Origin of the sequence: Streptomyces sp. N50 (genome assembly GCF_033335955.1) — a bacterium.
GTDB lineage: Bacteria > Actinomycetota > Actinomycetes > Streptomycetales > Streptomycetaceae > Streptomyces.
Window position 1 is genome coordinate 8,111,876 of sequence record NZ_CP137549.1, and the last position, 26,133, is coordinate 8,138,008.

Below are 26,133 nucleotides of genomic sequence, written 5' to 3' on the forward strand. Positions count from 1 at the left end.
GGCTGTCAGTGGTTCATGAACGACGTGATGGGCAGCGCCCGTTCGACGATCCGGACGTCGCCGAGCCGGCCGTGCAGGATCTGGTCGATCTTCCCGGCGTACTCGTAGCCGCCGAGCAGCCAGGGCAGCCCGACCGAGGTGAGGCCCACGGCGGTCGCCGTCGGGTTGCGCACGACGGGGCAGCCCTCGACGTAGAGCGTGGTGTGCCTGCCGTCGTTGACGACGGCGAGGTGCCACCAGGTCTCCAGCGGGGTCTCCTGACCCCAGTTGCTGGCGATGCCCTCCTGGTTCAACGGCCGTACCGCCCACTGGGGTTCACGGTCGTTGGAGAGCGAGAGCGTGGCGAGGGGCTCGTCCGGGTCGTCCCCGGTCTTGCCCGCGGCGCCGCCCGTGCCGGTCCGACTCACCAGTCCCGACCAGGCGTTGTGGTCGGGGTCCCAGTCGGCGGGCAGCCGGTAGAACGCCTCGACGGTGTAACCCCGCTTGAACGTCGCCGAGTTGAGGGGCGCCCCGTCGACCGTCCGCAGATACGCGCCCTTCAGCGGCGACTTGTAGCCGGTGAACTCCAGGCTGCCGTGGCCGGGTTGGTCGGGGTGGTGGTCCGAGGACCAGTTCAGGGCGCCGCCGCCGACCGCGACGAGGGTGAGGTCGTTGCCGCGTCCCGACTGGTCGCGGACCGTTCCGCTCACGGCCGTGGCGTCGGCGTGTCCGTCGAAGCGCCAGTACGCCACCGTGCCGGGGACGAGGAGCTTCGAGGCGGGACGCGACGGGCGGGCGGCGACCGGGGCGAAGCCGGCGAAGCGGTCCGCGAAGTCGATGCCCACGGTGAACCGGTCGGCGTCGCCGCTGAGTTCGATCTCCTGGCGCTCCAGCTCGTTGAGGCCCTGTGCCGCCCGGCCCAGGATCCACGGCGAGACCGTCTCGACGTCGATGACCCCGCGGTCCAGGTCGAAGCGGTAGAGGCGGATCATCGCCGCGCCGCCGAAGTAACGGTTCTGATAGTTCGTCAGGTGCAGGTGGACGTCATTGCCGGCCGCGTTCTTGCGGGTCGCCCGGCCCGCGGGCCAGTAGTGCCCGTTGAGCGTCAGGAAGATCTGGTCGTGGTCCTCGATCAGCTGGTCCCACAACTGCTGTCCGTAGTCCGACAGTTGGTCGTCCTCGACGACCAGCTCGTGCGTCGTCAGGATCACCGGGGTGTGCGGGTGCTGGGCCAGAACACTCTTCGCCCACGCGTACCCCTTCGCCGACAGCCGCCAGTCCAGTGCGAGCACCATCCACGCACGGCCCGCCGCCTCGAAGAGGTGGTACGTGTTGTAGCCGTCGGCGGAGGCGCCGCCGAACGTGCGCGCGCCCTTGAAGCGCTGCGGCCCGAACGTGTCCAGGTACGCCGAGGTGCCGCGCTGGTCGTCGGTCGACGAGTTCACGTCGTGGTTGCCGGCCAGCACGCTGTAGCCGACACCCCGCCGGTCCAGCAGCCTGAACGCCTCGCCGATCGCGGCGAATTCGGGCTTCGCGCCGTTCTGCGTCAGGTCGCCCAGGTGGGACAGGAACACGATGTTCTCGTCCTTGCCGTGCTCCAGGAGATAGCGCAGCGAGGCCTCGATCGGCGCCTTGTCGATGCTCGGCCCGTCGAAGAGGTACTGGGTGTCCGGCATCACCGCGAGGGTGAAGCGCCGGCTGTCGGTGTCGGGGCGCCAACTCGCCGTCGCCGGGGCTGCTTCGGCGGTGGTCGGCAGTGCGACACCGGCCGTCGCGGCGGCGCCGAGCAGGGCCGTCGCGCGGAGGAAACTGCGCCGTCCGGCGCCGGCCTGGGCCGTCTCGCACTGATCGTGCTCATGCGAAGTACACACGTGTGCTCCGTACAGGGTGAGTGCTCGTGAAAGCTGCTGAGAACTGGGGAGTTCAGAGAACGCGCAGGGTCCAGCTCCAGCGATGGACACCCGGTGCGACGAGATACTGAGGTGACGTGTCGGGGCCGCACGACGCCGTGCCCAACCCCCGGTGAGCCGCGTCGAGTTGCACCACGCAGGACGCGCGCGGCACCAGCTCGTCGTGGTGCCGTACGGCGGTCAGGTCCGCGGCGCGATGGCGGGTCACCGAGACCTGGCGGGGCTCGTCGAGGTCGACCGCGAGACCGGTGGCGTCCGGTGCCGACAGCGTGAACCGCCGTACCCCGTGCCGCCCACCGCTCTCCTGCGGCCGCAGATACGGGGTGAACAACGCGTCGACGGGGACCGAGTGGTGGCCCACGGGCGCGCCCGCGGCGCGGTCGGGGTACGACTCCCAGGGACCCCGGCCGAACCACTCCAGCAGATCAAGACCCGGCACCGTCTCGAACACGGTGCCCACCCGGGCCACATCGACGAACTCCTCGGGCAGCTCGGCCGATTCCTCGACCAGGACCCCGCCCTCCACCGGCGTGAACACCTGACAGTGCCGGACCACACCCACGGCCCCGGCGTACTCCGCGACGGTCGTCACCCTCCCCCAGCCTTCGGCCGGGGGGACCCCCATCTCGCTTCGCTCGCCGTCACGCCGTACCGAGACAACCTTGCGGACCAGCGAGTCGAGACCCCAGGTCCGCCAGCGCGCCGCCGTGCCGCCCAACTCGTCGTTGTCGGTGGGCGCCCGCCACAGGGACAGGGTCGGGGCGAGAGTCAACAGCGGGTGGCGCAGCAGGCCTTCGCCGTCGACCTCGACCCGGCCACCGCCGACCACGGGCGCTGCCATGCGTGTTGCCGCCCGCAGCCGTACCTGGGGCGCGCACACGTCCGTGCCACGCGGTGCCCACGGCTGGTCCTCGGCCGTCGTCACGCGCAGCGTCAGCCAGGCCTCGCCGCCGTCCTCCGGCAGCTCGAACGGCAGCGGTACGGCCACCGTCTCACCCGGGCACAGCGTGGGCAGTTCGGCCCGAGCCGTCAGCGTGCGGCCGTCCGCGAGGGCCAACTCCCAGGTGGCGGTGAGCCATTCGAAGCCGCGGAAGTGCTGGTGGTTGCCGAGGACGATGCCCTCGTGCCGGAAGCACTCGATGCGCACCGGCGCCGCGATCTCCCGGTGCTCGAACATGACCGGCTTGGGCGTGCGGTCGGGAAACACCACGCCGTCCGCGATGAACGCGCCGTCGTGGACCGACTCGCCGAAGTCACCGCCGTACGCCCAGCGTTGACCGGGCGCGGCGACACCGTTGTCATACAGTCCGGCGCCCGCGCGGCCGGTGGGTCTTCCGTCGCTCACACGCTGCAGGATCCCGTGGTCCCAGAACTCCCAGATGAAGCCGCCCTGAAGACCCGGGGTTGACTCGATGGCGGCCCAGGTGTCCGCGAGGGTTCCGTTGCTGTTGCCCATCGCGTGCGAGTACTCGCACTGGATCAACGGCTTGGTCTGCTCACCGGACAGCGCGTGCGCGACACAGTCCTCGATCGGCGCGTACATCGGACACGCGATGTCGGAGGCGAGGTCCGGGTCGGCCCAGCCGCGCTTGGCCGCGCCCTCGTACTGGACCGGTCTGGTCGGGTCGTGGCGGCGGACCCAGCCGGCCGCCGCGTCGTGGTTCGCGCCGTAGTCGGACTCGTTGCCGAGCGACCAGATGATCACCGAGGGGTGGTTCTTGTCGCGCAGCACCATCCGCGCCACGCGGTCCACGAACGCGCTCAGATAGCGCGGGTCGTCCGCGATCTCGTGCGCGTGGTCGTGCGACTCGATGTCCGCCTCGTCGACGACGTAGAAGCCCAGCTCGTCGGCGAGGTCGTAGAGCGCCGGGTCGTTCGGGTAGTGCGAGGTGCGGACCGCGTTGAAGCCGAACCGCTTGAGCAGCACCAGGTCCGCGCGCATGTCGTCGTACGACACCGTGCGGCCGGTCAGCGGATGGAAGTCGTGCCGGTTGACGCCCCGGATGTACACGCGCTCGCCGTTGACGAGGAGGTCCCGCCCGACGATCTCCACGTCCCGGAAACCGATGCGCCGGTACGACGCGTCGGCGACCGTCCCGTCGGCGCGGTGCAGCCGGACGGTGAGGCCGTACAGCTCGGGCGTCTCGGCGTTCCAGGTGCGTACCTCGGGGACGCCGGCGCGCATGCGGGCCTCGCCGAGGAAGTCGGAGACCCGGTCGTCCTCGGCGTTGAACCGGTCGAACTCCTCGTCCTGGGTGAGGAGTTGACCGTCGAGATCACCGCTGACGTACCACCCGGCGGGCAGCGCGCCGGCCGCGTCCCGCACCTGACAGTCGACCCGCAGCCCGCCGTCGTAGGACGCCCGTACGGTCACGTCCGCGAGATACAGGGGATCGGTCGCGTACAGCAGCACCGAGCGCGTGATGCCCCCGTGCCACCACTGGTCCTGGTCCTCGATGTGAGAGGAGTCCGACCACTTGACCACGGTCAGCCGTACGGTGGCCCGCGCGCCGGGGCGTACGACGTCCGAGAGGTCGAAGTCGGCGGCGAGGTGGGAGTCCTTGGAGATGCCTACGGGCCGCCCGTCCACGTGCACGAGCAGCACGCTCTCGGCGGCCCCGACCTGGAGCACGATCCGCCGCCCGGCCCAGTCGGCCGGGACGTCGATCTCACGCTCGTAGACACCCGTCGGATTGGCCGCGGGCGACAGTGGAGGGAATTCTGTATACGGCATACGGACGTTCGTGTACTGCGGAAGGTCGTCCGTATCCTGCATGGTCCATACGCCCGGCACGTATGCGGACGACCAGGCGTCCGCGAGCGGCGCGTCCGGCGCCGGCAGCAGCTGGAAGCGCCAGTCGCCGTCGAGGGAGCGCGCGTCGGCGCGGCGGTCTACGGCGGACATGGGCAACCGCCCCCAGGAGGTCACCTCGGGTGACTCCCAGGGGCGGAGCGCGAGCAGCGGGTCGGTCATCAGCGGATGGCTCCCTTGCCGAGGTCGCCGATGATCTGCTTGGCGCCGACCGCGAACACGATCAGCAGGGGGACGAGGGCGAGGAGCGCGCCGGTCATGACCATTCCGTAGTCGGTGGTGCCGTGGGTGCCGTTGAGCTGGGACAGGGCCACCTGGAGGGTGACGTTGTTCGGGTTGGTGAGGGCGATCAGGGGCCAGGCGTAGTCGTTCCACTGGCCCATGAAGGTGAAGATGCCGAGGAAGGCGAGGCCCGGGCGGACCACGGGGAGGGCCACGTGCCAGTACTGGCGCAGGAAGTTCGCGCCATCGATGCGGGAGGCGTCGAGGAGTTCGTCGTGGATCGCGCTCTTCATGTACTGGCGCATCCAGAAGATGCCGAACGCGTTGGCCGCCGCGGGCACGATCAGCGCGGTCATCGAGCCGATCCAGCCGAGCTTCGCCATGATGACGAACTGCGGGATGGCCGCGAGCTGCGCCGGCACCATGAAGATGACCATCAGTAGCGCGAACAGCACGTTCTTGCCGGGGAACTGGAACTTGGCGAAGACGAACGCTGCCAGCGAGTCGAAGAACAGGACCAGGAAGGTCACCGACCCCGCCACGAGCACCGAGTTGAACATCGAGCCGAAGAAGTCGATGTTGTCGAAGAGGCTGCGCACGTTCTCCAGGAAGTGCGTGCCCGGCAGCAGCTTGGGCGGGTAGGAGAAGATCTCCGACGAGGTGTGCGTCGACATGATCACGGCCCAGTAGAACGGGAAGGCCGAGAGCAACACGCCCAGGATCAGGGAGACATGGAGGGCGATGCCGCGGCTCCGGTCGCCCCGGATGCCCTTCGGTCGCCGTGTGCCTTGGAAGAATGCCATGGTGACCGGCTCCCTAGTCTTCGCCCCGGCGCTGCACCAGGCGCCAGTTGACGATGGAGAAGATGATGACGACGAGGAAGATGCCCCAGGCCACGGCGGCGCCGTAACCGAAGTCGTTGTTGTCGAAGGTCTGTTGGAAGAAGTACAGGACCATCGTCTGGCCGGAGTGGCCCGGACCGCCCGCGAACGTCGAGTCGTTGGAGGTGTTCTGGAGCAGCACCTGGGGTTCGGAGAAGCTCTGCAGACCGGTGACCGTCGAGATGACGAGCACGAACAGCAGCACCGGCCGCATCATCGGGAGCGTGATCCGGAAGAAGGTCTGGACCGGGCCGGCGCCGTCCATCCGGGCCGCCTCGTACACCTCGCTCGGGATGGTCTGCAGACCGGCGAGGAAGATGATCGCGTTGTAGCCGGTCCACTGCCAGGTCATCAGCGTCGCGATCGCGATCTTGATGCCCCACGGGGTGTTCAGCCAGGCGATCTGGTCGATGCCCACCGCCTGCAACAGGGCGTTCACCAGGCCGAAGTTGGTGGAGAACACCGAGCCGAAGACGATCGCGATCGCCACCACCGAGGTGACGTTCGGGAGGAAGTAGGCGAAGCGGTACACGTTCTTGAAGCGGACCGCCGAGTTGAGCATCACGGCCGTGATCATCGCGAGGAAGATCATGGGGAACGTCGCCAGCGCCCAGATGATCAGGGTGTTGCCGATCGAGTTCCAGAAGTCGGTGTCGCTCAGCAGGTACTTGTACTGCGAGAGCCCCGCCCACTCCATCGAGCCGAGGCCGTCCCAGCGGTGCAGGGAGAGGTAGAACGAGAACCCGACGGGGATCAGCCCGAAGCAGAGGAACAGCAGATAGAACGGGGAGATCGCGGCATACAGATGCCAGTACTTGCGGAACCCGCTCTTGGGCCGAGAGGTGGCGGACGAACTGTCCACGGCGGCAGGGGGCTTGTCCAGTGCGGTGGCCATCAGTAGCTCACCCCCAGGTGGTCCGCGATGCGCCGGCACTTGCTCATGGCGTCACTCCAGGCCTTCTTGGGGTCCTTGCCGAGGACACCGACGTTCTTGATCTCGTCCTTGAGGGGCTGCCCGAGCGCGATGTCGAACGGGCTGTTGTAGGCGACCGTGATCTTCTGCGCGGCCGGCCCGAAGATGTCCATCGTGTCCTGCCCGCCGAAGAACGGGTCCGGCACACGCACGGACTTCAGGTCGTACGAGGCGGGGGTGGAGGGGAACAGGCCCGCGTCGACGAAGCCTTGGGCCTGGTTGGCCGCGTTCATCATCCAGGTGATGATCCGGAAGGCCTGCTCGGGCTCCCGGCACGCCTTGGTGATCGACAGGAACGAACCGCCGTTGTTGGCCGGCCGCACCGGCATCTGGGCAACTCGCCAGCGCCCCTTGGTCTTTGGCACGCCGGTCTTGATGTCGCTGGTTGCCCAGGAGGCGCCCAGCTGACTGGGCAGCTTGCCGTCCTGCACGGCCGAGAGCTGGTCCGGGGTGCCGCTGACCAGATCCGAGACGATCTTGCGCCGCTTGGCCTCGACCGCCAATGCCCAGGCCTGGCGCACGTGTTCCTGGTCGCCGATGAAGTGCCTGTCCTTGTCGACGTACCGCTTGGAACCCTGGTTCACCACGTTCTCGAAGATGCTGTTGACGTCGGTGACCAGGGACGCCCCGGGAACCCGCTTCCTGAGCTGCTCGCCCGCCGCGAAGAACTTCTCCCAGGTGTTCAACTCCCCTGAGACGTCGGCGGGTTCGTACGGCAGCCCGGCCTTGCGGAACACGGCGTACTGGTAGAAGTGCGCCACCGGACCGCAGTCGATGGGGAAGCCGACCATCGTGCCGTCGTCGGCGATGCCCTGCTGCCACTTCCAGTCCAGGTACTGGCTCTTGTACTTCTCCGCGCCGAGCGTCCTGAGGTCCACGAACTGGTCGGCGTTGGGCAGATAGGACGCCATGTCCTCGCCCTTGAGGCCGGCGATGTCGGGGATGTGGGCGCGGCCGGCCATCGTGGTGATCAGCTTGGACCGGTAGTAGCCGCCGATCTTGATCGCCTGGAGGTCGACCGTACGGTCGTAACGCGCCTTGGCGTTCTTGACGACCGTGTCGCCGAGGCCGCCGTCCCAGTACCACAGGACCATGTTCCGGCCGGTGGAACCGGTCGGAACGGCACAGCCGGACGCCAGGCCGCCTAGCGCCGTGGCCGCCGTACCGGCCAGGCCCGCACGGAGCAGGCCTCTTCGTGAGAGCCGCACAGCTCCCACCGCCTTTCGGATCTGTTCGATCTGTTCGGGTCGTGCATACGAGGGGCTCAAGTGGGGGGACTTACAAGGGACTTGCCAGGATTTGCCAGGGACTTGCGAGGTGGGGGGAGTTACTCCCGTGCGGGGGGAGTCACAGGTGCGTACGCGACGGGCGGGCCGGGATCCGCCGGGATCCGGTCGGCCAGAAAACCGTATGCACTCCGCAGTTCGGGATCGCGGACTGTATGCAGCCAACGGTCGACGCCGTACCAGCCCGGTGCCGCCAGCGCACCGCCGTGGTGCTGGACGGACAGCCCGGCCGCGAGCACCGCGAACCGCAGCCGTTCCTCCAGCGGCCAGCCGCCGAGCGAGGCCGCGACGAAGCTCGCGCCGAACACGTCACCGGCACCCGTCGCGTCCAGGACGTCCACGGCCAGGGCCGGGACCTCCGCGTACTCGCCGGTCGTCTGGTCGACGGCGATCGCCCCGTCGCCGCCCCGCGTGATCACCGCGACCGGCACCAGCTCGGTGAGCGTGCCGAGCGCCGCGACCGCGCTGTCGGTGCGGGTGTAGGCCATCGCCTCGGCCTCGTTGGGGAGGAAGGCGTGGCACAGGGCGAGCTGGTCGAGCAGGTCACGGGACCACTGCTCGGTGGGGTCCCAGCCGACGTCGGCGTAGATCTGCGTGCCGTTCGCGGAGGCCTTGGCGAGCCACGCGCGCGGCTCGGCCTCCAGGTGCACCAGCGCGGTGCGCGCCTCGGGCGGGTCGCCCATCAGCACGTCCTGGGAGTACGGCGGTTCCTGGCCGTGGGTGACCAGCGCCCGGTCGTCGCCGTGGGCGAGCGAGACGGTGACGGGGGTGTGCCAGCCGTTCGCGGTGCGGGACAGGGAGAGGTCGACGCCCTCCTGGCCGGCGAGGATCTCATGGCAGTAGGCACCGTAGAAGTCGTCGCCGAAGACCGTGGCCAGGGAGGTCCGCAGGCCGAAGCGGGACGCGGCGACCGCGAGGTTCGCGATGCCGCCCGGGCCGCAGCCCATGCCGCTGGTCCAGATCTCCTCGCCCGGTGTCGGCGGCTGCGGCAGACCCGTGAGGACGAGGTCGTAGAAGAGCAGCCCGGTCAGCAGCACATCGGGCCGGGGGTCGTCCACGCGCGCATCCTCTCGTCGGCACGTCGTCTGGAGAGTTCGTCAAAACTCTTCATTTCGGTGACCGGAATCGTGCGCTGCTCGACGAGATTGGTCAATACCCAAGCAGAACTGAGCATAGAAATGATTGAAGATGACGAGTAGTGTTCGCGGCGTGCTGGCAGAACGACGACATCAACTCATCCTGCGGGCCCTGCGCTCCGGGGGCCCCGCGGCCGTGACCGATCTCTCCGAGCAACTGGGTGTGAGCCCCGCCACGATCAGGCGTGATCTGCTCAAACTGGAGGAGGACGGACTGCTCACGCGTGTCCACGGCGGCGCCGTGGCCGACGAGGGCGACCAGCCCTTCGCCGAGGTCGCCGAGGTGCGGGTGGCCGAGAAGGACGCGATAGCCGCGCGCGCCGCGGCGATGGTCGCCGACGGCCAGTCGGTCCTCCTCGACATCGGCACCACCGCCTACCGGCTGGCCCGCCAGCTGCACGGCCGCCGGCTCACCGTGATCACCAGCAACCTCGTGGTCTACGAGGAGCTGGCCGACGACGAGGGCATCGAACTGGTGCTGCTCGGCGGCATGGTCCGGCGCGAGTACCGCTCCCTGGTGGGCTTCCTCACCGAGGACAACCTGCGCCAGCTGCACGCCGACTGGCTCTTCCTCGGCACCAGTGGAGTGCGCCCCGGCGGGCAGGTGATGGACACGACGGTCGTCGAGGTGCCGGTGAAACGGGCCATGATCAAGGCCGCCGACAAGGTCGTGCTGCTCGCGGACGCGCAGAAGTTCCCGGGTACGGGGATGGCGAAGGTGTGCGGACCCGAGGACCTGGACGCGGTGGTGACGAACGCCCCGGTCGACCCGGTGACCCGTTCCTCCCTGGAGGAAGCGGGCGTCGAGGTCGTCGTGGCAGGAAAGGTGAAAGCGTGAAGCTGACGATTCTGGGCGGCGGCGGGTTCCGGGTGCCGCTCGTGTACGGGGCACTCCTGACGGACCGCGGCGAGGGCCGGGTCACCGAGGTGGTGCTGCACGACCTCGACGACAGTCGACTGTATGCGGTCGCCCGTGTACTGGCCGAACAGGCCGCCACCGTGCCCGACGCCCCCACCGTCACCGCCACCACGGACCTCGACGAGGCCCTGCGCGGCGCCGACTTCATCTTCTCCGCGATCCGCGTCGGCGGCCTCGAAGGCCGCGCGAACGACGAGCGGGTGGCCCTCGCGCAAGGCGTCCTCGGCCAGGAGACGGTCGGCGCCGGCGGTATTGCCTATGGTCTACGAACCGTTCCGGTCGCCGTCGACATCGCCCAGCGCGTCGCCCGCCTCGCCCCCGACGCCTGGGTCATCAACTTCACCAACCCGGCGGGCCTGGTCACCGAGGCCATGTCCCGTCACCTCGGCGACCGCGTCATCGGCATCTGCGACTCCCCGGTCGGCCTCGGCCGCCGTATCGCCACGGTGCTCGGCGCCAACCCGCGCGAGGCCTTCATCGACTACGTCGGCCTCAACCACCTCGGCTGGGTCCGCGGCCTGCGCGTGGCCGGCCGCGACGAGCTCCCGCGCCTGCTCGCCGACCCCGACCTCCTCGGCTCCTTCGAGGAGGGCAAGCTCTTCGGCACCGACTGGCTCCAGTCGCTCGGCGCCATCCCGAACGAGTACCTGCACTACTACTACTTCAACCGCGAGACCGTCCGCGCCTACAGCGAGGTCGAGAAGACCCGCGGCGCGTTCCTGCGCGACCAACAGGCCCAGTTCTACGACGAGATGAAGCGCCCCGACACCGCCGCGCTCACCGCCTGGGACCGCACCCGCGCCGAGCGCGAGGCGACCTACATGGCGGAGAACCGCGAGACGGCCGGCGCCGGGGAGCGCGACGCCGACGACCTCTCCGGCGGCTACGAGAAGGTCGCCCTCGCCCTGATGCGGGCCATCGCCCGCGACGAACGCACCACGCTCATCCTCAACGTCCGCAACCAGGGCGCCCTGTCCGTCCTCGACACGGACGCCGTCATCGAGGTCCCGTGCCTGGTCGACGCCAACGGCGCCCACCCCGTCGCCGTCGACCCGCTGCCCGACCACGCCACCGGTCTGGTCTGCGCGGTCAAGGGCGTCGAACGCGAGGTCCTCGCGGCGGCCGAGAACGGCTCCCGTACGACGGCGGTGAAGGCCTTCGCGCTGCACCCGCTGGTCGACTCGGTGAACGTCGCACGCCGTCTGGTCGAGGGCTACACCGAGGTCCACCCGGGCCTGGCGTACCTTAAGTAGGCATCCGTTCAGTAAGCGCTTTCCCCCGAGCCTCCGCGACGGCCTCGCCGCAGCGGGCTCTCGGCAGCCTCCCCGTACTCAGCAGCTCCCTGGTTCCCTGGAGACCTCCCATGCACGACGAACGCCGCCGGATCGAGGAGCGCGTCGAGCGCGCCCACAACCAGCGCATCAAGCCCGCGATCTACGCGGCCACCGCGCCCTTCACGGTCGAGGCCTGGCAGGCCCCCGGTGAGCCGGTCTCCTTCGACGAGGCCGCGGCGGCGCCGTACGCGCCGTTCGCCATGGACACCCCGTGGGGTCCGCCCTGGGGCACCACGTGGTTCCGGATGCACGGGCAGGTACCGGAGGAGTGGGCCGGGAAGCGCGTCGAAGCCGTCATCGACCTCGGCTTCACCGGCGACTGGCCCGGCAATCAGGCCGAGGCCCTGGTCCACCGCACGGACGGGACGCCGCTGAAGGCGGTCAACCCGCTCAACCAGTACGTGGCCATCGCGAACCCGGCGACGGGCGGCGAGGTCATCGACTACCTGGTCGAGGCGGCCTCCAACCCGGACATCCTCGCCAACGACTTCTCCGAGCCCACGCCGCTCGGCGATGTACTGACGGCGGGCGACCGTCCACTGTATACATTCCGCCGCGCCGACCTCGCCGTCCTCGACGAGGAGGTCTTCCACCTCGACCTCGACGTCCAGGTGCTGCGCGAGCTGATGCTGGAACTGGGCGAGCACGACCCCCGCCGCCACGAGATCATGCACGCCCTGGACCGCGCCCTCGACCTCCTCGACCTGGACGACGTCGCCGGTACGGCCGCCGACGTGCGGGCCGCGCTCAAGCCGGTGCTGTCCAAGCCCGCCAACGCCAGCGCGCACATCGTCTCCGGTGTCGGGCACGCGCACATCGACTCGGCGTGGCTGTGGCCGATCCGCGAGACCAAGCGCAAGACGTCCCGCACCTTCTCGAACGTGACCTCGCTCGCGGACGAGTACGAGGACTTCATCTTCGCCTGCTCGCAGGCCCAGCAGTACGAGTGGGTGCGCGACAACTACCCGCAGGTGTGGGCCCGGATCCAGGAGTCCGTCAAGCGCGGCCAGTGGGCGCCGGTCGGCGGCATGTGGGTCGAGTCCGACGGCAACCTGCCCGGCGGCGAGGCCATCGCCCGCCAACTCGTGCACGGCAAGCGGTTCTTCATCGAGCACTTCGGCGTCGAGACCAAGGGCGTCTGGCTGCCCGACTCCTTCGGCTACAACGCGGCCTACCCGCAGCTCGCCAAGCTCGCCGGCAACGAGTGGTTCCTCACCCAGAAGATCTCCTGGAACCAGACCAACAAGTTCCCCCACCACACCTTCTGGTGGGAGGGCATCGACGGCACCCGCATCTTCACCCACTTCCCGCCGGTCGACACCTACAACGCCCGCTTCAGCGGCGAGGAGATGTCCCGCGCGGTCCGCAACTACCAGGAGAAGGGCAACGCCACCCGCTCCCTGGCCCCGTTCGGCTGGGGCGACGGCGGTGGCGGCCCGACCCGCGAGATCATGGAACGGGCGCGCAGGCTCGCCGACTTGGAGGGTTCACCGAAGGTCGTCGTCGAGCACCCCGACGAGTTCTTCGCCAAGGCCCGCGCGGAGTACCCGGACGCTCCCGTCTGGGTCGGCGAGCTCTATCTCGAACTCCACCGCGCCACGTACACCTCCCAGGCCCGCACCAAGCAGGGCAACCGGCGCAGCGAACACAAGCTCCGCGAGGCCGAGTTGTGGGCGACGACGGCCGCGCTGCACGCACCGGGCTACGCGTACCCGTACGAGAAGCTGGACCGGCTGTGGAAGACGGTCCTCCTCCACCAGTTCCACGACATCCTGCCGGGCTCCTCGATCGCCTGGGTGCACCGCGAGGCCGAGGCCGAATACGCCCGCGTGGCAACGGAGTTGGAGGAGCTGACGGCGACGGCCGTAGCCGCGCTGGGCGGCGGCGGTACCCGGATCTTCAACACCAGCCCCTTCGACCGCGCCGAGGTCATCCGCACGGCGACCGGCGTCCCGATGTACGCGACGGTCCCCGCGAACGGCAGCGCCCCGCTGGCCGCCGAGTACGTCCCGCAGGCGGTCACCGTCACCGACCGCGTCCTCGACAACGGCATCGTCCGCGTCGAACTCGCCGACGACGGCACCCTCGCCTCCGTGCGCGACCTGCGCCACGGCGGCCGTGAAGTCCTCGCGGACCAGGGCAACTTGCTGCGTCTGCACACCGACCTCCCGAACTACTGGGACGCCTGGGACGTCGACAAGCACTACAAGAACCGCTTCACCGACCTCCTCGACGCCGACTCCATCACCGTCGTCGACGAGGACCCGCTGCTCGGCGCGATCCGCGTGGAACGGTCCTTCGGCAAGGGCTCGAAGATCGTCCAGACGATCACCGTCCGCGCGGGCAGCCCCCGCATCGACTTCGAGACCGACATCGACTGGCACGAGGCCGAGAAGTTCCTCAAGGCCGGCTTCCCGGTGGACATCCGGGCCGCCCACTCCTCCGCCGAGATCCAGTTCGGCCACATCCAGCGGCCCACGCACACCAACACCAGCTGGGAGGCGGCCCGTTTCGAGGTCTCCGGCCACCGCTGGGTGCACCTCGGAGAGCCCGGCTACGGCGTCGCCGTCATCAACGACTCGACGTACGGCCACGACGTCTCCCGCACGGTCCGCGAGGACGGCGGCACGACGACCACGGTCCGCCTGAGCCTGGTGCGCGCCCCGCGCATCCCCGACCCGGGCGCTGACCAGGGCAAGCACCGCATCACCTACTCGCTGCTGCCCGGCGCGAGCATCGAGGACGCGGTCGCCGAGGGCTACGCCCTCAACCTCCCGCTGCGCGTGGCCGATTCGGACGGTGCCCCGGAACCGGTCGTCTCCGTCGACGGCGACGGCATCACCGTCGAGGCGGTCAAGCTCGCCGACGACGAGTCCGGCGACGTCGTGGTCCGCCTCTACGAGTCGAGCGGCGGCCGCGCCCAGGGCGCACTGCGCACCGGCTTCCCGCTCGCGGGCGCCCAGATCACCGATCTGCTGGAGCGACCGCTGGCGGACGAGGTCTCCGTCGACGGCGACTCGGTGGCCGTCGCCCTGCGGCCCTTCCAGATCCTGACGCTCCGTCTGCAGCGGGCGGGCGCGGGCCAGTAGAACCCGGGGGAGGGGCGGGTCCGGCATCGGTGCCGCCGGGCCCGCCCCTCCCCGTCTCCCGACTCACCCTGTACGTAAAGGGAGTTCAGCCGTGACCGTGCAACCGTGGTTCACCGACGCCAAGTTGGGGATCTTCGTCCACTGGGGGATCTACGCCGTCGACGGCGTCCAGGAGTCCTGGTCGTTCTACGACGACATCGTGCCGCACGACCGGTACATGTCTCAGCTCGACCGTTTCACCGGCGCGAACTACGAACCACGCGCCTGGGCCGACCTGTTCGCCCGCGCCGGCGCCAAGTACGCCGTCCTGACGAGCCGTCACCACGACGGAGTCGCCCTGTGGGACACGGAGTTCGGCGATCTCAACCTCGGCGAGGACTACATCACCGGGTACGCCGACGCGCTCCGCGAGCGCGGCCTGAAGGTAGGCCTCTACTACTCGCACTCCGACTGGAACCACCCCGACTACGCCACCACCCGCAAGCCGGGCCGCCCGCCGGAGCAGGAGGACAACCGCTACTCCGAGTGCTCGGCCCAGGACGAGGACCTCGAAGCCTGGGAGCGGTTCATCGCCTACCGGGACGGCCAGATACGGGAGTTGGCCTCCCGCTACCGGCCCGACCTGATGTGGTTCGACGGCGAGTGGGACCGCAGCGAGGAGCAGTGGCGCATCAAGGAACTCGCCGCGCTGATCCGCTCGTACGCGCCGGACGTCGTCTTCAACGCCCGCATGCTCAGCGAGGGCGACTACGCGACACCGGAGCAGGGCGCCCCCGTCGAACCCCCGGACGGGCCCTGGGAGTTGTGCCTCACCATCAACGACTCATGGGGCTACCAGCACCACGACGACAACCACAAGTCGCTGAGCCAGCTGGTGCGTTACTTCACGGAGACGATCGGCGGGGGCGGCAACCTCCTCCTGGACGTCGGCCCGATGGAGGACGGCACCATCCCGCAGCCGCAGGTCGAGCGCCTCGAAGGCCTGGGGGAGTGGATCCGCAAGCACGCCGACGCCGTGTACGGCACGGTGCGCGGACTGCCCGCCGGGCACCACTACGGGCCGAGCACCCTCTCCGCCGACCGGCGCACCCTCTATCTCACCCTGTACGACATCCCGCGCGCCGAGATCGGTGTCCGCGGTCTGGTCACCCCGGTCCGTCGGGTCACCGTGCTCGGCACCGGCACCGAACTCGCCCACCGGGTCATCGGCGGACTGCACGAGGCCGTAGGGCAGTTGTGGATCGACGCGCCGCCGTTGGCCGATCTCGACCCGCTCGCCACGGTCCTCGCCGTGGAGCTGGACGGGGAGTTGGAGCTGTACCGGGGCTCGGGCCGTTTCTGACCGACGGAGACGGCTCTTCAAAAGCGCACACCGAGAAGGCCATTGACGCACCGAGACGGCCTTCGACGCACCGAGACGGCCGGCCCACACGGGGGACCGGCCGCCAGGGGTGGGGGGTTGTCAGCCGGTGAAACCGGCCGTGATCGAGGTGAACTGCCAGGTGTTCTGGCTGATGCCGGAGCAGTTGCTCACCACTCCGCCGCCGGCGCACCCGCGGTCACGGTTGACCGACCAGAAGGCGAGCCGGGCGATGTGGTGCGAGTTCGACCAGTCACGGATCTGCGTCCAGATGGCGGGAGTTGTGGTCTCCGACTGGTCCGAGAGACCGTTCATGCCCGAGATGCCGATGTGCGAGTAGGCCGTCGCGTCGTCCCACCCGAAGGTGGACTTCAGCTTGGTCTTCAGGCCCTCGGCCGCGGCGACCGTGTTGCCGTACATGTCGGCGCCGCCGCCGAAGTCGAACGGCATGATGGTGAAGACGTCGATGCCGGCGTTGAGCGACTGGGCCTGCTCGATGAGCCGGTTGCCGTAGTACGTCGGGCCGGTCGTCGAGGTGCCGAAGGTGACGATCGTCTTGAGGCCCGGGTTGTTGGCCTTGACGGTCTTCAGCGCGGTCAGGATCTTCGCCTGGACGGCCTCGTTCTCGAACTCGTCCGTGTTCTCGATGTCCATGTCGATGGCCTTGAGGCCGTAGGCGCTGATCACCTTCTGCAGGGCCCCGGCGAGCGCGCTCGCGGAGGAGCAGTTGGCGCCGAGCTTGCTGCCCTGCCAGCCGCCGAAGGACGGCACGATGTCACCGCCGGCCGCGCGGATCTGGTTGATGGCGGTCTGGTCGACGCCACCGGTCAGGGCCCGGCTGCCGTCCCAGGCGGGGTTGCAGCCGCCGGAGTCCAGCACGAACGCCATCGTGAACCACTTGATGCCGGTCGCGCTCATCACCGTGCTCGGGGCCGGCGGATCGCCCCAGCCCTCGTAGAGATACGGCGCGGCCTGGGTGAACCCGGTGCCACCGCCGGTGCCGGCACTCGTCGTGACGCTCACCGCGTTGGAGGCCGCCGAACTGTTCCCGGCCGCGTCGCGCGCCTTCACGGTGAACGTGTAGGCGGTACTGGCCGCGAGTCCGGTGACCGTGCCGCTCGTACCGGAGACGCTGAGGACCTGGTTCGAACCGCTGTAGATGTCGTACGCCGTCACGCCCACGTTGTCCGTCGCGGCGCCCCACGACAGCGACACGCTGGAGGAGGTCTTGCCGGTGGACGTCAGGCCGGTCGGCGCGGTCGGGGCCTGGGTGTCGCCACCGCCGCCACCGCCCGGACCGTCGAGGCTGATGTCGTCCGCGTAGTAGGTGCCCTGCGCGTACCAGCCGTGGACGTAGATGGTGGCGCTGGTCTGCGAGGCGGCGGTGGTGAAGGACGTCGTCAGCTGGCTGTACGCCGACGGGGACGAAGTCCACGTCGAGGAACCGCCGTTGACACCGAGGTAGACATAACTGCCGCGCACCCAGCCGCTGAGCGAGTACGTCGTGCTCGGCTGCACGGCGACCGTCTGGGAGCACTGTGCGGTGTCGCTCGAACTCACCGCGCCCGCAAGGGCCTTGGAGCCGCCGTGCACGGGCGTGGAGACGACCGAGCCGAGGTTCCCGGAGCAGGACCAGGGGGAGAGACTGCCCGACTCGAAGCCGGGGTTGGTCAGGACGTTGGCCGCCTGAGCCGTACCGGGCAGCGCGATCGCCCCGGCCATGGCCAGGGCGGCGGTACCGAGCAGGGCGAGGAGCCGGTGTCTGGAACGTCTGAGTCTGTTGCGCACGCGATCTCCCTGAAGGAATGGGGGTGTTCGGGAGTGCAAGAGAGTGCGCAACCAAGTTGGTATGGACCAATCGCGCTGTCAAGATGCGACGTCATGATTGGTCCATACCGGTATGAAGTTGTGTGGTGGGAGCGGGAGTTCAGGCGCGGGCCGCGGCCCGGCTGCCCGACTCGGAGGTCTCCGTCGTCGTCTCCACCGCGTCCTGCGCGGGTGCGGGCGCCGCCGCCGGCAGCAGGGGCTCCGACTCCTCCGCGCGCTGGTGCGGGAGCGACACCGGACGCAGCTGGCGCGGGCCGGACACCACCGCGTAGTCGGCGCCCAGGAACGGCGGCTCCATCGTGCCCGGGTCCTCACCGAGCGCCAACTGCACTGCCGCCCAAGGGGCGTTGACCCCGCACAGCGACAGCTGGTGCAGGCCGCCCGCGGGACGGGTGTTGACGTCCATCAGTACGGGCCGGTCGCCGAACATGCGGAACTGGATGTTGGACAGGTAGTGCAGCCCGAAGCCCTCGGCGATCCGGCGGGCCGGCTCCAGCCACTGCTCGTGCAGGGTGAAGCCGCGACGGCGGCCGTTCTTCGTGCGGCCCACGGCGAGCCGGACGAGGTTGTCGGGACCGGTCAGGCAGTCCACCGACACCTCCGGCTCCTCAAGGCGCGGCATGACCAGCCAGTCGACCTGCTCGTCGGCCCGCTCCAGCGCCTCGACGACCGTGTCGAGCGGGACGTAGGGGCTCGGGAAGCCGTTGAGGTGCATGAGGGAGAAGGGGGTGCGCGTGATCACGCGGAAGCCCACCCCGCCCGCGCCGGACGCCGGCTTGAAGCACGCCTTGTGTCCGGCGGCCTCCAACTCCTCGACGGCGGCGACGAGTTCGGGCGCGGTGCGGACCCGCCACCACGGCGGTACGGGTACGCCGATCGCCTGGACGGCCTCGTACGCGATCACCTTGTCGTGGAAGACGGCGACGGCCTCGGGGGTCGGCGCCAGCAGCGCCGTGCCCACCGCCTCGAAGTCCGCGCGGTGCGCCACGATCTCCGACTGGTGCAGCCGGGGCACGAACACGTCGATGCCGCGGCGGGCGCACTGGTCGAGCGCGAACTCGACGTACGCGGCCGGGGACAGACCCTCGGGCTCCAGATCGGCGGTGTCGGCGGCGGCCAGTACGGGGGAGTCGGCGTCGCCGTGCGTGGCATGGATCTCGACGGCCCTGTCGCTGGGATTTCTCCGCAGCTGATCCATGAAGAACACGTTCTCCGCGTACGTGCGGTTGAGCCAGACGCGTACGCGAGAGACCATGCAGGGCCGTCCTTTCGGGTTCGCGGGCACGGCGGAGCAAGGCCGTGCCCGGCCAAGGTGGTTGGAGGTACACCAAACCGCCCTCGGCGAAGAGGCGTTCGTGGCGGTGGTGTTGGGGCGATCATACGGCTTTCGAAGGGTGCCGCGTGCAACGCCCGTGTTACGGATTTCCCGATGGTGCCCACCGGGGACATGAACGCCCGTCGAAGCGCCGCCCTGACCGCCGCGTATGCCCCGGCCGTCTTGTCGCGGCACGGCGGCGTGTGATCTCGTGGACTCATTCGGGTGCGCGGAGGGGGCGAGGGTGGAGTCGACGGCCGGCGGTGCCGGACAGCTGCTGGCCATCAGCGACCTGCACATCGGGTACGCCGAGAACCGCGCCCTGGTCGAGAACATGCGGCCCGTCACGGACGACGACTGGCTCATCGTGGCCGGTGACATCGCCGAGACCGTGGCCGACATCCGCTGGGTCCTCGAACTCCTCGCCGGCCGCTTCCGCAAGGTCCTCTGGTCCCCCGGAAACCACGAACTGTGGACCCACCCGAAGGACCCCGTCACCCTGCGCGGGGTCGCCCGCTACGACCATCTCGTCGCCCTGTGCCGGGAGTTGGGCGTCGTCACCCCCGAGGACCCCTACCCCGTCTGGGAGGGCGCGGGCGGCCCGGTCGTCGTGGCCCCGCTGTTCCTCCTCTACGACTACTCGTTCCTCCCGGCCGGCTGCACGACCAAGGCCGAGGGGCTGACGTACGCCCACGGCACCGGCGTCGTCTGCAACGACGAGTTCCTGCTGCACCCCGACCCCTATCCCAGCCGCGAGGCCTGGTGCCGGGCCCGGGTCGCCGCGACCGAACGCCGGCTCATGGAGATCCCCGACACCCTCCCCACGGTCCTGATCAACCACTACCCCCTGGACCGGCACCCCACCGAGGTCCTCTGGTACCCCGAGTTCGCCATGTGGTGCGGCACCACCCTGACCGCCGACTGGCACCGCAGATTCCGCGTGGACACCATGGTCTACGGCCATCTCCACATCCCGCGGACCACCCACCACGAGGGTGTCCGCTTCGAAGAGGTGTCCGTGGGATACCCCCGCGAGTGGCAGAAACGCCCCGGACCCCCGGGCCGACTGCGCCGCATCCTGCCGATGGAGGTCGGAACCGGTGATCGAGGAACTGCTTCCGGACTCCGTGGTGAGCGTGGAGACACACGGTGACGAGGGGCTGACGGACGCCCCGCTGTACCCCGAGGAAGAGGCCCGGGTGGCGCGCGCGGTGCCCAAGAGACGCCACGAGTTCGCCGCCGTACGCGCCTGTGCCCGGCGCGCCATGGAGAAGCTCGGCGTGCCCCCGCAGCCGATCCTGCCCGGCGCCCACGGCGCGCCGACCTGGCCCGCCGGAATCATCGGCAGCATGACCCACTGCGACGGCTACCGCGCCGCCGCACTGGCCCGCGCCGGCGACCTCGCCTCGCTCGGCATCGACGCCGAGCCCCATGCCCCGCTCCCGGACGGCATCCTCCCCTCCGTCGCCCTGCCCGCCGAACAGGTACGCCTGGCACGCCTGACGGCGGAGCGGCCCGGCGTGCACTGGGACCGGCTCCTGTTCAGCGCCAAGGAGTCCGTCTACAAGGCGTGGTTCCCCCTCACCGGCAAGTGGCTGGACTTCTCCGAGGCCGACATCGAGGTCTTCACGGACCCGGGCGAGGAAGCGCGCGGCGGTCTGCGCGCCCGCCTCCTCGTGCCCGGCCCGGTCGTCGACGGTGAACAGCTCGACGTCTTCGAGGGCCGCTGGACCGTCGGGCGCGGGCTGGTCGCCACGGCGGTCACGGTCCCGCATTCCTCAACTCCCTTCACCCCTCCGGGCACCAGCTCTCCAGGAGCCTGAAGAACGCCTCCTCGTTGCCCGCGAGCCCGGCGTCCGCCAACGCCTGGTCCGCCTCGGCCAGTACCGAGGGCGGGACCAGGACCGGTCGAGGGGCGCCCGGCGGGCCGTCGAAGGCTGCTCGGACCGTGTGCAGCAGCCGTAGATAGGCCTGAACGGCGGCGCGCTCGCGGTCGGTCATCACTGCGGTCTGCATAGGACGGCTCTCCCCTGGTCGGCGTCATGCGCCCCCGCACGGCGGTGGCACGACTCCAGCTTGCCGGGTGCCACTGACAATGCCGTTGCGGCGGGCTCCGGTTCGCCCGCTTAGCGGAGGCGAAACGTCCCCGAAATCCCCGGTGGGACAGCGGCCCTACGCTGGAGGGAAGGGCTTTCGGCCGCTCGTGGGCGGCCAGGTGAACGGGAGGCGAGTGCGTGGAGGACGTCCCGGCACGGCGCCCGGCGCGCGCCGCACGACTGCGCTCGGTGGGTGCCGGAGAACTCGAGCTGCGGTACCGCGTCGTGCACGGATACCGCCGTGCCTTCCGCATGGCCGGCCAGGGCCCGGCGCTGGTCCTCATCCACGGCATCGGCGACTCGTCGGCCACCTGGACCGACCTGATCCCCGATCTCGCCCGCACCCACACCGTGATCGCCCCCGACCTCCTCGGCCACGGCGCCTCCGACAAACCGCGCGCCGACTACTCGGTCGCCGCCTATGCCAACGGCGTCCGCGATCTGCTCACCACCCTCGGCATCGAGTCCGCGACCCTGCTGGGGCACTCGCTGGGCGGGGGAGTGGCGATGCAGTTCGCCTACCAGTTCCCCGAGCGCACCGAACGCCTCGTCCTGGTCAGCGCGGGCGGGGTGGGCCGCGAGGTCAATCCGGTGCTACGGCTCGTCTCGCTCCCGGGGTCCCATCTCGCTCTGTCCGCACTCCGGTTGCCCGGCATGCGCCTCCAAGTCGGCCTCACGGTCGGTTTGTTGCGGCTCCTCGACACCGACCTCGGCCGGGACGCCCCCGAACTCCTCACCCCCGTCGACGCGTTGCCCGACGAGACCGCCCGCAACGCCTTCATCCGCACCCTGCGCGCGGTCGTCGACTGGCGCGGCCAGGTGGTGACCATGCTCGACCGCTGCTACCTCACCGAGGGCATGCCGACCATGCTGCTGTGGGGCGACCGGGACAGTGTGGTGCCGGTCCGGCACGCGTACGGCGCTCACGAGGCCATGCCCGGCAGCCGGCTGGAGATCTTCGAGGGCGCGGGGCACTTCCCGTTCCACACCGACCCGGCACGGTTCCTCACCCTGGTCGAGGAGTTCACCGCCACCACCACCCCCGCACACTGGAGCCGCGAACACTGGCGCGACCTCCTGTGCGAGGGCCGCCCCGGCGTCACGGCCCAGGGCGGCGCGACGGAACGGGACCTGCGGGAGGCGAGCGAACGCAGCGCGACCTAGGCGGGGCGGGTCGTATGACGGACCGTCAACTCCTAGCTGCGCGGCCCCGGATACCCCAGCGCCGCCTCGATCCGCCCCGCCAGGTGGTCGTGCTGCGCCGGCTCCCGCAGGGTCGAACCGGCAAGCCACGTACGGCACTTGCTGGCGAGCAGCAGACCGAAGCTCTCGGCCTCCCGCTCGTCGGCGCGCTCGAACCGGCTGCGGGCCGCCACCTTGAGGACGGTCGCGCGCAGCGCCGCCTCGTCGACGGTCTCGCCGAGCAGCCGGGCGGCCACCGCGGTGCCCCCCACATGGGGGCCGCAGTGACCGGCCTTCATGTGCCACAGCTCGTGGCCCAGGATCACCAACTGGTGGTCGGGCGCGGTGCGTTCCTCGATCACCACGAGGTCCTGGTCGGCCATGTCGAGCCACAGCCCGCTCGCGGTGCAGGCCGGGAAGGCGGCCGTACGGAACTGGACCGGGCGGCCGCGGCGGCGGCTCATCGCGTCGCACAGCGCGGCGTACAGGTCGTGGGGGCGTGCGGGTGCGCCCAGGCTCAGCTCGGCCACCAACTCGCCGCACAGGCGGCGCATCTGCCGTCCGATGCCCACCGTTCTCCCCCGGATCACGACTCGGGCCGCTTCACGCTCTCCAGGAGCATGTCCAGCCACTCGGCGACCTTGTCGCGGTGCTGGTCGGTGGGCAACTGCGCGGCCCGCCAGGCGATTCCGCGCACTCCGTGGTCCTGGAGCAGCCGCTCCAGCGGGTCCTCCGCGGCCTCGGCCGCCGCCCGCTCACGGTCCGCGAGCTTCTGCAACAGCTCCTGCTCGGTGCGCTGGAGGGCGCCCGCGAGTGCTTCGGGGTCCTCGGCCGTGAGGAACCCGGCGTGCACGCGGAAGAAGCGCTGGAGGGCGTCGCAGTGCTCCATGGTGGGACGCCGGTCGCCGTTGATGAGCGCGCCCGCCTGCTGGCGGGACATGCCCGCGCCGTCGGCGATCTCCTGCTGGGTGTACTTGCGCCCGTTGGGCTTGAGTCTGGTGCGGCGCAGCAGGTCGAGGCGTTGCAGGAACCGGGCCTGCACATCGGGTTCGCCCGCGGGACGGCCGCTCAGCAGGGCTCTGACCACGGGCTCCGGGACACCGCAGGCGACGGACAGCCGGCCGATGTGGACGACCTCGGCCTGGGGCACACCGAGCCGTTCGGCGAGCGCGGTGACGCGGTCGACGACGGCGGGCAGCAGAGCGGTCGGCGTCGTGCCCGGTACCTCGAAGCCATCCGACACCGACAGATCTCCTATACGTCTCTCACAGGCTTCTCACAAACGGTGGCTGTGAACATCCCGGAGAGTAGCGGTTGGTTCGAACTCGCATCCAGGTCTCGCCACAACTGTGGCCAATTTCAGCCGTCAACAAGCATGAAATGCCACGATAGTTGACACGGCTCGCGTCGGGGCACCAGGATCAAGGCGCCGCGAGAAGGCCGCATAGGCAAGAGGGGTGACCTCCCGATGGCATATCAGGCAGGTGGGCAGCGGTCCGCGCCGCGGCCCGTCCCCGAGAGTCCCGAGGCCCAGGCGTATCTGCTGGACTACGCCACGCTGTTGGAGGCCGTCACTTTCCCCTCCGTCGTCATGGATCACCGCTGGGACGTGGTGTTGACCAACGGCGCGTTCAAGTCACTTTTCCGGGCGGTCGGCCCGCATCCGACGGCCATGCCGGGCGACAACTTCCTTCGCTTCGTGCTCTTCCACCCCGACGCGGGCACCGTTCTCGGTGAGCACGAGTCGAGTTGGTGCCTGCCGATGCTGGCCCACTTCGCCGCCGCCGTGGAGAGCCACGGACATGACCACGGGTTGCAGGCGATCCGCCGTGACATCGCCCAGGACCCGATCATGGAAGCCGCCTACCGGCAGGGCCTGCCGCACTGGATCCGCGCGGTCGGCGAGCAGGCGGCCGTGGAGCACGACGGCGCGGTCCGCCCGCTGCTGCACCCCGACCCGCGCTGGGGCGCCACCGACTGCCGTGTCGTCGGCGAGACCCCCAAAACCCTTGAGAACATGGGCTATACGCGTCTGACGCTGGTCCTGCGCGAGGCCCGCCGCGTGCCACCGCCCAGGGTCCGCAGGGCGGGCCGCGGCGCCGGACACCTGAGGGTGGTCTCCGCGGCGGAGTGAGCGCGGGTTCCGTACGGCCCGCCCCAACTCGGCACCCCGGCGGGCGAGTTCTGTGCGGGTCGGCCCCAATTCGACCGCCGCACGGACGAGTTCGGTCACCGCTCCGCGACCACCAACACCAACGGCACCCCGTCGCACGGCACCAGCCGCGCCCCCTGCGCATGTCCGGCCCGGCCCGCCGCGAGGGCCTCCGCGAAGTCCGGCCCCTTGCTGAGCGAGCCGACCAGGTGCCGGGGGTCGGTCGAAGCGGCCACCCTGCCGCGGGCGTTGACCAGCCGGGCCGGTCCCGGCAGCCGGTGCAGCATCGGCATCACGGCCGCCTCGAAGTGCCGTAGATACACGTCCGCCGCGGCCACCCCGGCGAACCGCCCCTCCATCAGGACCGGCGCGGACAGGGTGAGGCTGTACTCGTCCGAGCAGAGGTAGTCGACGTACGGTCCGGCGACCGCCCGCTCCCCGGTGTCGCGGGGCAGCGCGAACCAGTCCCAGTGCGTGTAGTCGGCGTACGCCGAGTGCTCGGGGTCGAGGTCGAGCAGCAGCGGCCGGATGCCGCCGTCGGAGGTGGACTGCCACCACTCCAGCCATGCCGGTACGTCGCTCAGCAGGCCCGGCGCCGCGACGAAGCCGACGCCGGACACCAACTCCTGGCGGGTGAGCCGGAGATGGAGCCCCGGGCGCAGGGCGGCGAGGTCGACGGTCGCCGGGCGGCGGCCCTGCGCGGCCACCTCGGCGAGCAGTGCCGTCGTGTCGGCGCGGGTGGCGGCCACGGCGTCGAACACGGACTCCAGGGCCGAGCGGACCCCGGCCGCGACGGACTGCTCGGGTGCCGTGGCCGGTGTTGCCGTCGCGAGGCTCATGCGTGCCCTCCAGCAGGCGGGGAGCGGACGCGGTGACGGGCTACAGGGCCAGCCGCTCGGCGATGAGCCGTGCCGTGGATTCCTGCACGCACCGCTCGGCCAGCTCCCTGGCCGAATCGTGGGCCCCATCTTGCACGGCCGAGATTACGGAGCGGTGACGGGCTGCGGCTTCTTCACGATATTCGTCGTTCCCGAGCACGAGACACAGCAGGGCGCCCACCTCGGTCTGCAACGCGACCTGTTCGCGGGTGAGCCGGGCCGACTGCGCGGCGGCGGCGAGCTCGACGTGGAAGCGACCGTACACCCGGCCGCGCGCCGCCGCGTCCTCGGCGTGCGTCAACTCATCGGCCGTACGCCGGAGTTGGACCAGGTCCTCCGGCTCGGTGCGCTGTGCGGCGAGCCGGGCCGCGGTGCCGGACAGGGCCGCCCAGTGGTCGCCCAGGTCGCGCAGCTCCTCGGTGCTCCAGCCGCGCAGCCGGACCTTCAGCCGCTCCTCGCCCGGGACTTCGGGCAGCGACACGAAGCTGCCGCCGCCGCGCCCCCGGCGGGTGGTCACGAGCCCCTGCTGGCGCAGCGCCATCAGCGCCTCCCGCAGGGTCACCGTGGACACGCCGAGCTGCCCGGCGAGCTCGCTCTCGCCCGGGAGCTGCTCGCCCTCGGAGAGCAGTCCGAGTTCGATGGCGTCCCCGAGCCGGCTGACGACGGCGTCGACCCGCGCCCGGTTGTCGACCGGGGCGAAGACGGCTTTCCGGGCGCCGCCGTTCATGTGCTGCTGGTTCACGGCCACCACCTTGCACGTTGACTCAAGCTTTACCCTAAGG

General features: G+C 70.2%; 21 protein-coding genes. 8 read left to right on the forward strand and 13 right to left on the reverse strand.

The genetic code is table 11. The features are described from left to right. Positions 1–5 precede the first annotated feature (5 nt). The 6 genes from R2B38_RS36045 to R2B38_RS36070 all read right to left on the reverse strand — a co-directional run bounded on the left by R2B38_RS36045 (position 6) and on the right by R2B38_RS36070 (position 9,121). On the reverse strand, positions 6–1,850 hold the full coding sequence (locus R2B38_RS36045; RefSeq protein ID WP_318019998.1) for a LamG-like jellyroll fold domain-containing protein: 1,845 nt from the start codon (positions 1,848–1,850) through the stop codon (positions 6–8). A 52-nt stretch (positions 1,851–1,902) separates the two neighbouring features. Further along, positions 1,903–4,863, reverse strand: a complete 2,961-nt coding sequence (locus tag R2B38_RS36050; protein WP_318019999.1) for a glycoside hydrolase family 2 TIM barrel-domain containing protein — start codon at positions 4,861–4,863, stop codon at positions 1,903–1,905. Continuing rightward, a complete protein-coding gene (locus R2B38_RS36055; RefSeq protein ID WP_318020000.1) occupies positions 4,863–5,726 on the reverse strand; it encodes a carbohydrate ABC transporter permease in 864 nt (287 codons plus the stop codon). Before R2B38_RS36055 ends, R2B38_RS36050 begins: the two co-directional genes overlap by 1 nt. Before the next feature lie 13 nt (positions 5,727–5,739). After that, entirely contained in the window at positions 5,740–6,699 is a 960-nt protein-coding gene (locus tag R2B38_RS36060; protein ID WP_318020001.1) for a sugar ABC transporter permease, read from the reverse strand. Then, the gene (locus R2B38_RS36065) at positions 6,699–7,985 is read right to left on the reverse strand and encodes an ABC transporter substrate-binding protein (protein ID WP_318020002.1); all 1,287 of its coding nucleotides are present in this window, start codon (positions 7,983–7,985) and stop codon (positions 6,699–6,701) included. The genes R2B38_RS36060 and R2B38_RS36065 overlap by 1 nt, the downstream gene beginning before the upstream one ends. Before the next feature lie 119 nt (positions 7,986–8,104). Next, positions 8,105–9,121 carry a carbohydrate kinase family protein gene (locus R2B38_RS36070; protein WP_318020003.1) on the reverse strand — a complete coding sequence of 339 codons (1,017 nt, stop codon included), beginning with the start codon at positions 9,119–9,121 and terminating at the stop codon, positions 8,105–8,107. Between the two features lie 151 nt (positions 9,122–9,272). Here R2B38_RS36070 and R2B38_RS36075 point away from each other — a divergent pair, with 151 nt between their 5' ends. From R2B38_RS36075 to R2B38_RS36090, 4 genes are all read left to right on the forward strand, one after another. Then, entirely contained in the window at positions 9,273–10,037 is a 765-nt protein-coding gene (locus R2B38_RS36075) for a DeoR/GlpR family DNA-binding transcription regulator (RefSeq protein ID WP_019058991.1), read from the forward strand. Next, positions 10,034–11,371: a 6-phospho-beta-glucosidase gene (locus tag R2B38_RS36080; protein ID WP_033281628.1), complete on the forward strand. Its 1,338-nt coding sequence runs from the start codon at positions 10,034–10,036 to the stop codon at positions 11,369–11,371. The genes R2B38_RS36075 and R2B38_RS36080 overlap by 4 nt, the downstream gene beginning before the upstream one ends. Positions 11,372–11,481: 110 nt before the next feature. Beyond that, positions 11,482–14,541 (forward strand): alpha-mannosidase, encoded by a 3,060-nt coding sequence (locus R2B38_RS36085; RefSeq protein ID WP_318020004.1) that lies wholly within the window; start codon positions 11,482–11,484, stop codon positions 14,539–14,541. Between the two features lie 91 nt (positions 14,542–14,632). Then, positions 14,633–15,883 (forward strand): alpha-L-fucosidase, encoded by a 1,251-nt coding sequence (locus R2B38_RS36090; protein WP_318020005.1) that lies wholly within the window; start codon positions 14,633–14,635, stop codon positions 15,881–15,883. 120 nt (positions 15,884–16,003) lie between these two features. On the opposite strand, the gene R2B38_RS36095 is transcribed toward R2B38_RS36090, so the two are convergent. Continuing rightward, the gene (locus R2B38_RS36095) at positions 16,004–17,689 is read right to left on the reverse strand and encodes a carbohydrate binding domain-containing protein (RefSeq protein ID WP_318020006.1); all 1,686 of its coding nucleotides are present in this window, start codon (positions 17,687–17,689) and stop codon (positions 16,004–16,006) included. 139 nt (positions 17,690–17,828) lie between these two features. Further along, on the reverse strand, positions 17,829–18,983 hold the full coding sequence (locus R2B38_RS36100; RefSeq protein ID WP_318020007.1) for an ATP-grasp domain-containing protein: 1,155 nt from the start codon (positions 18,981–18,983) through the stop codon (positions 17,829–17,831). A 304-nt stretch (positions 18,984–19,287) separates the two neighbouring features. On the opposite strand from R2B38_RS36100, the gene R2B38_RS36105 reads away from it, so the two are divergent. Both R2B38_RS36105 and R2B38_RS36110 read left to right on the forward strand, forming a co-directional pair. Further along, entirely contained in the window at positions 19,288–20,196 is a 909-nt protein-coding gene (locus tag R2B38_RS36105; protein WP_318020008.1) for a metallophosphoesterase, read from the forward strand. Then, positions 20,144–20,866: a 4'-phosphopantetheinyl transferase gene (locus R2B38_RS36110; protein WP_318020009.1), complete on the forward strand. Its 723-nt coding sequence runs from the start codon at positions 20,144–20,146 to the stop codon at positions 20,864–20,866. Before R2B38_RS36105 ends, R2B38_RS36110 begins: the two co-directional genes overlap by 53 nt. Here the strand turns inward: R2B38_RS36110 and R2B38_RS36115 are convergent. Then, entirely contained in the window at positions 20,832–21,059 is a 228-nt protein-coding gene (locus R2B38_RS36115) for a hypothetical protein (protein ID WP_318020010.1), read from the reverse strand. The genes R2B38_RS36110 and R2B38_RS36115 overlap by 35 nt on opposite strands. A gap of 218 nt (positions 21,060–21,277) precedes the next feature. On the opposite strand from R2B38_RS36115, the gene R2B38_RS36120 reads away from it, so the two are divergent. Next, positions 21,278–22,303 carry an alpha/beta hydrolase gene (locus R2B38_RS36120; protein ID WP_318020011.1) on the forward strand — a complete coding sequence of 342 codons (1,026 nt, stop codon included), beginning with the start codon at positions 21,278–21,280 and terminating at the stop codon, positions 22,301–22,303. Positions 22,304–22,335: 32 nt separating this feature from the next. Here the strand turns inward: R2B38_RS36120 and R2B38_RS36125 are convergent, their stop codons facing one another. Together R2B38_RS36125 and R2B38_RS36130 are read right to left on the reverse strand one after the other, a co-directional pair. After that, entirely contained in the window at positions 22,336–22,875 is a 540-nt protein-coding gene (locus tag R2B38_RS36125; RefSeq protein ID WP_318021881.1) for a toxin-antitoxin system, toxin component, read from the reverse strand. A gap of 32 nt (positions 22,876–22,907) precedes the next feature. Next, positions 22,908–23,564, reverse strand: coding sequence for a helix-turn-helix domain-containing protein (locus R2B38_RS36130; protein WP_318020012.1), 657 nt, complete (start codon positions 23,562–23,564; stop codon positions 22,908–22,910). A 225-nt stretch (positions 23,565–23,789) separates the two neighbouring features. Here R2B38_RS36130 and R2B38_RS36135 point away from each other — a divergent pair, with 225 nt between their 5' ends. Beyond that, complete coding sequence (locus tag R2B38_RS36135) at positions 23,790–24,455, forward strand: hypothetical protein (protein ID WP_318020013.1); 666 nt, start codon at positions 23,790–23,792, stop codon at positions 24,453–24,455. A 95-nt stretch (positions 24,456–24,550) separates the two neighbouring features. Here R2B38_RS36135 and R2B38_RS36140 read toward each other — a convergent pair whose 3' ends face one another. Next, positions 24,551–25,312, reverse strand: coding sequence for a cache domain-containing protein (locus R2B38_RS36140; protein ID WP_318020014.1), 762 nt, complete (start codon positions 25,310–25,312; stop codon positions 24,551–24,553). A 40-nt stretch (positions 25,313–25,352) separates the two neighbouring features. After that, positions 25,353–26,078 (reverse strand): FadR/GntR family transcriptional regulator, encoded by a 726-nt coding sequence (locus tag R2B38_RS36145; protein WP_390161956.1) that lies wholly within the window; start codon positions 26,076–26,078, stop codon positions 25,353–25,355. Between the last annotated feature and the right edge of the window lie 55 nt (positions 26,079–26,133).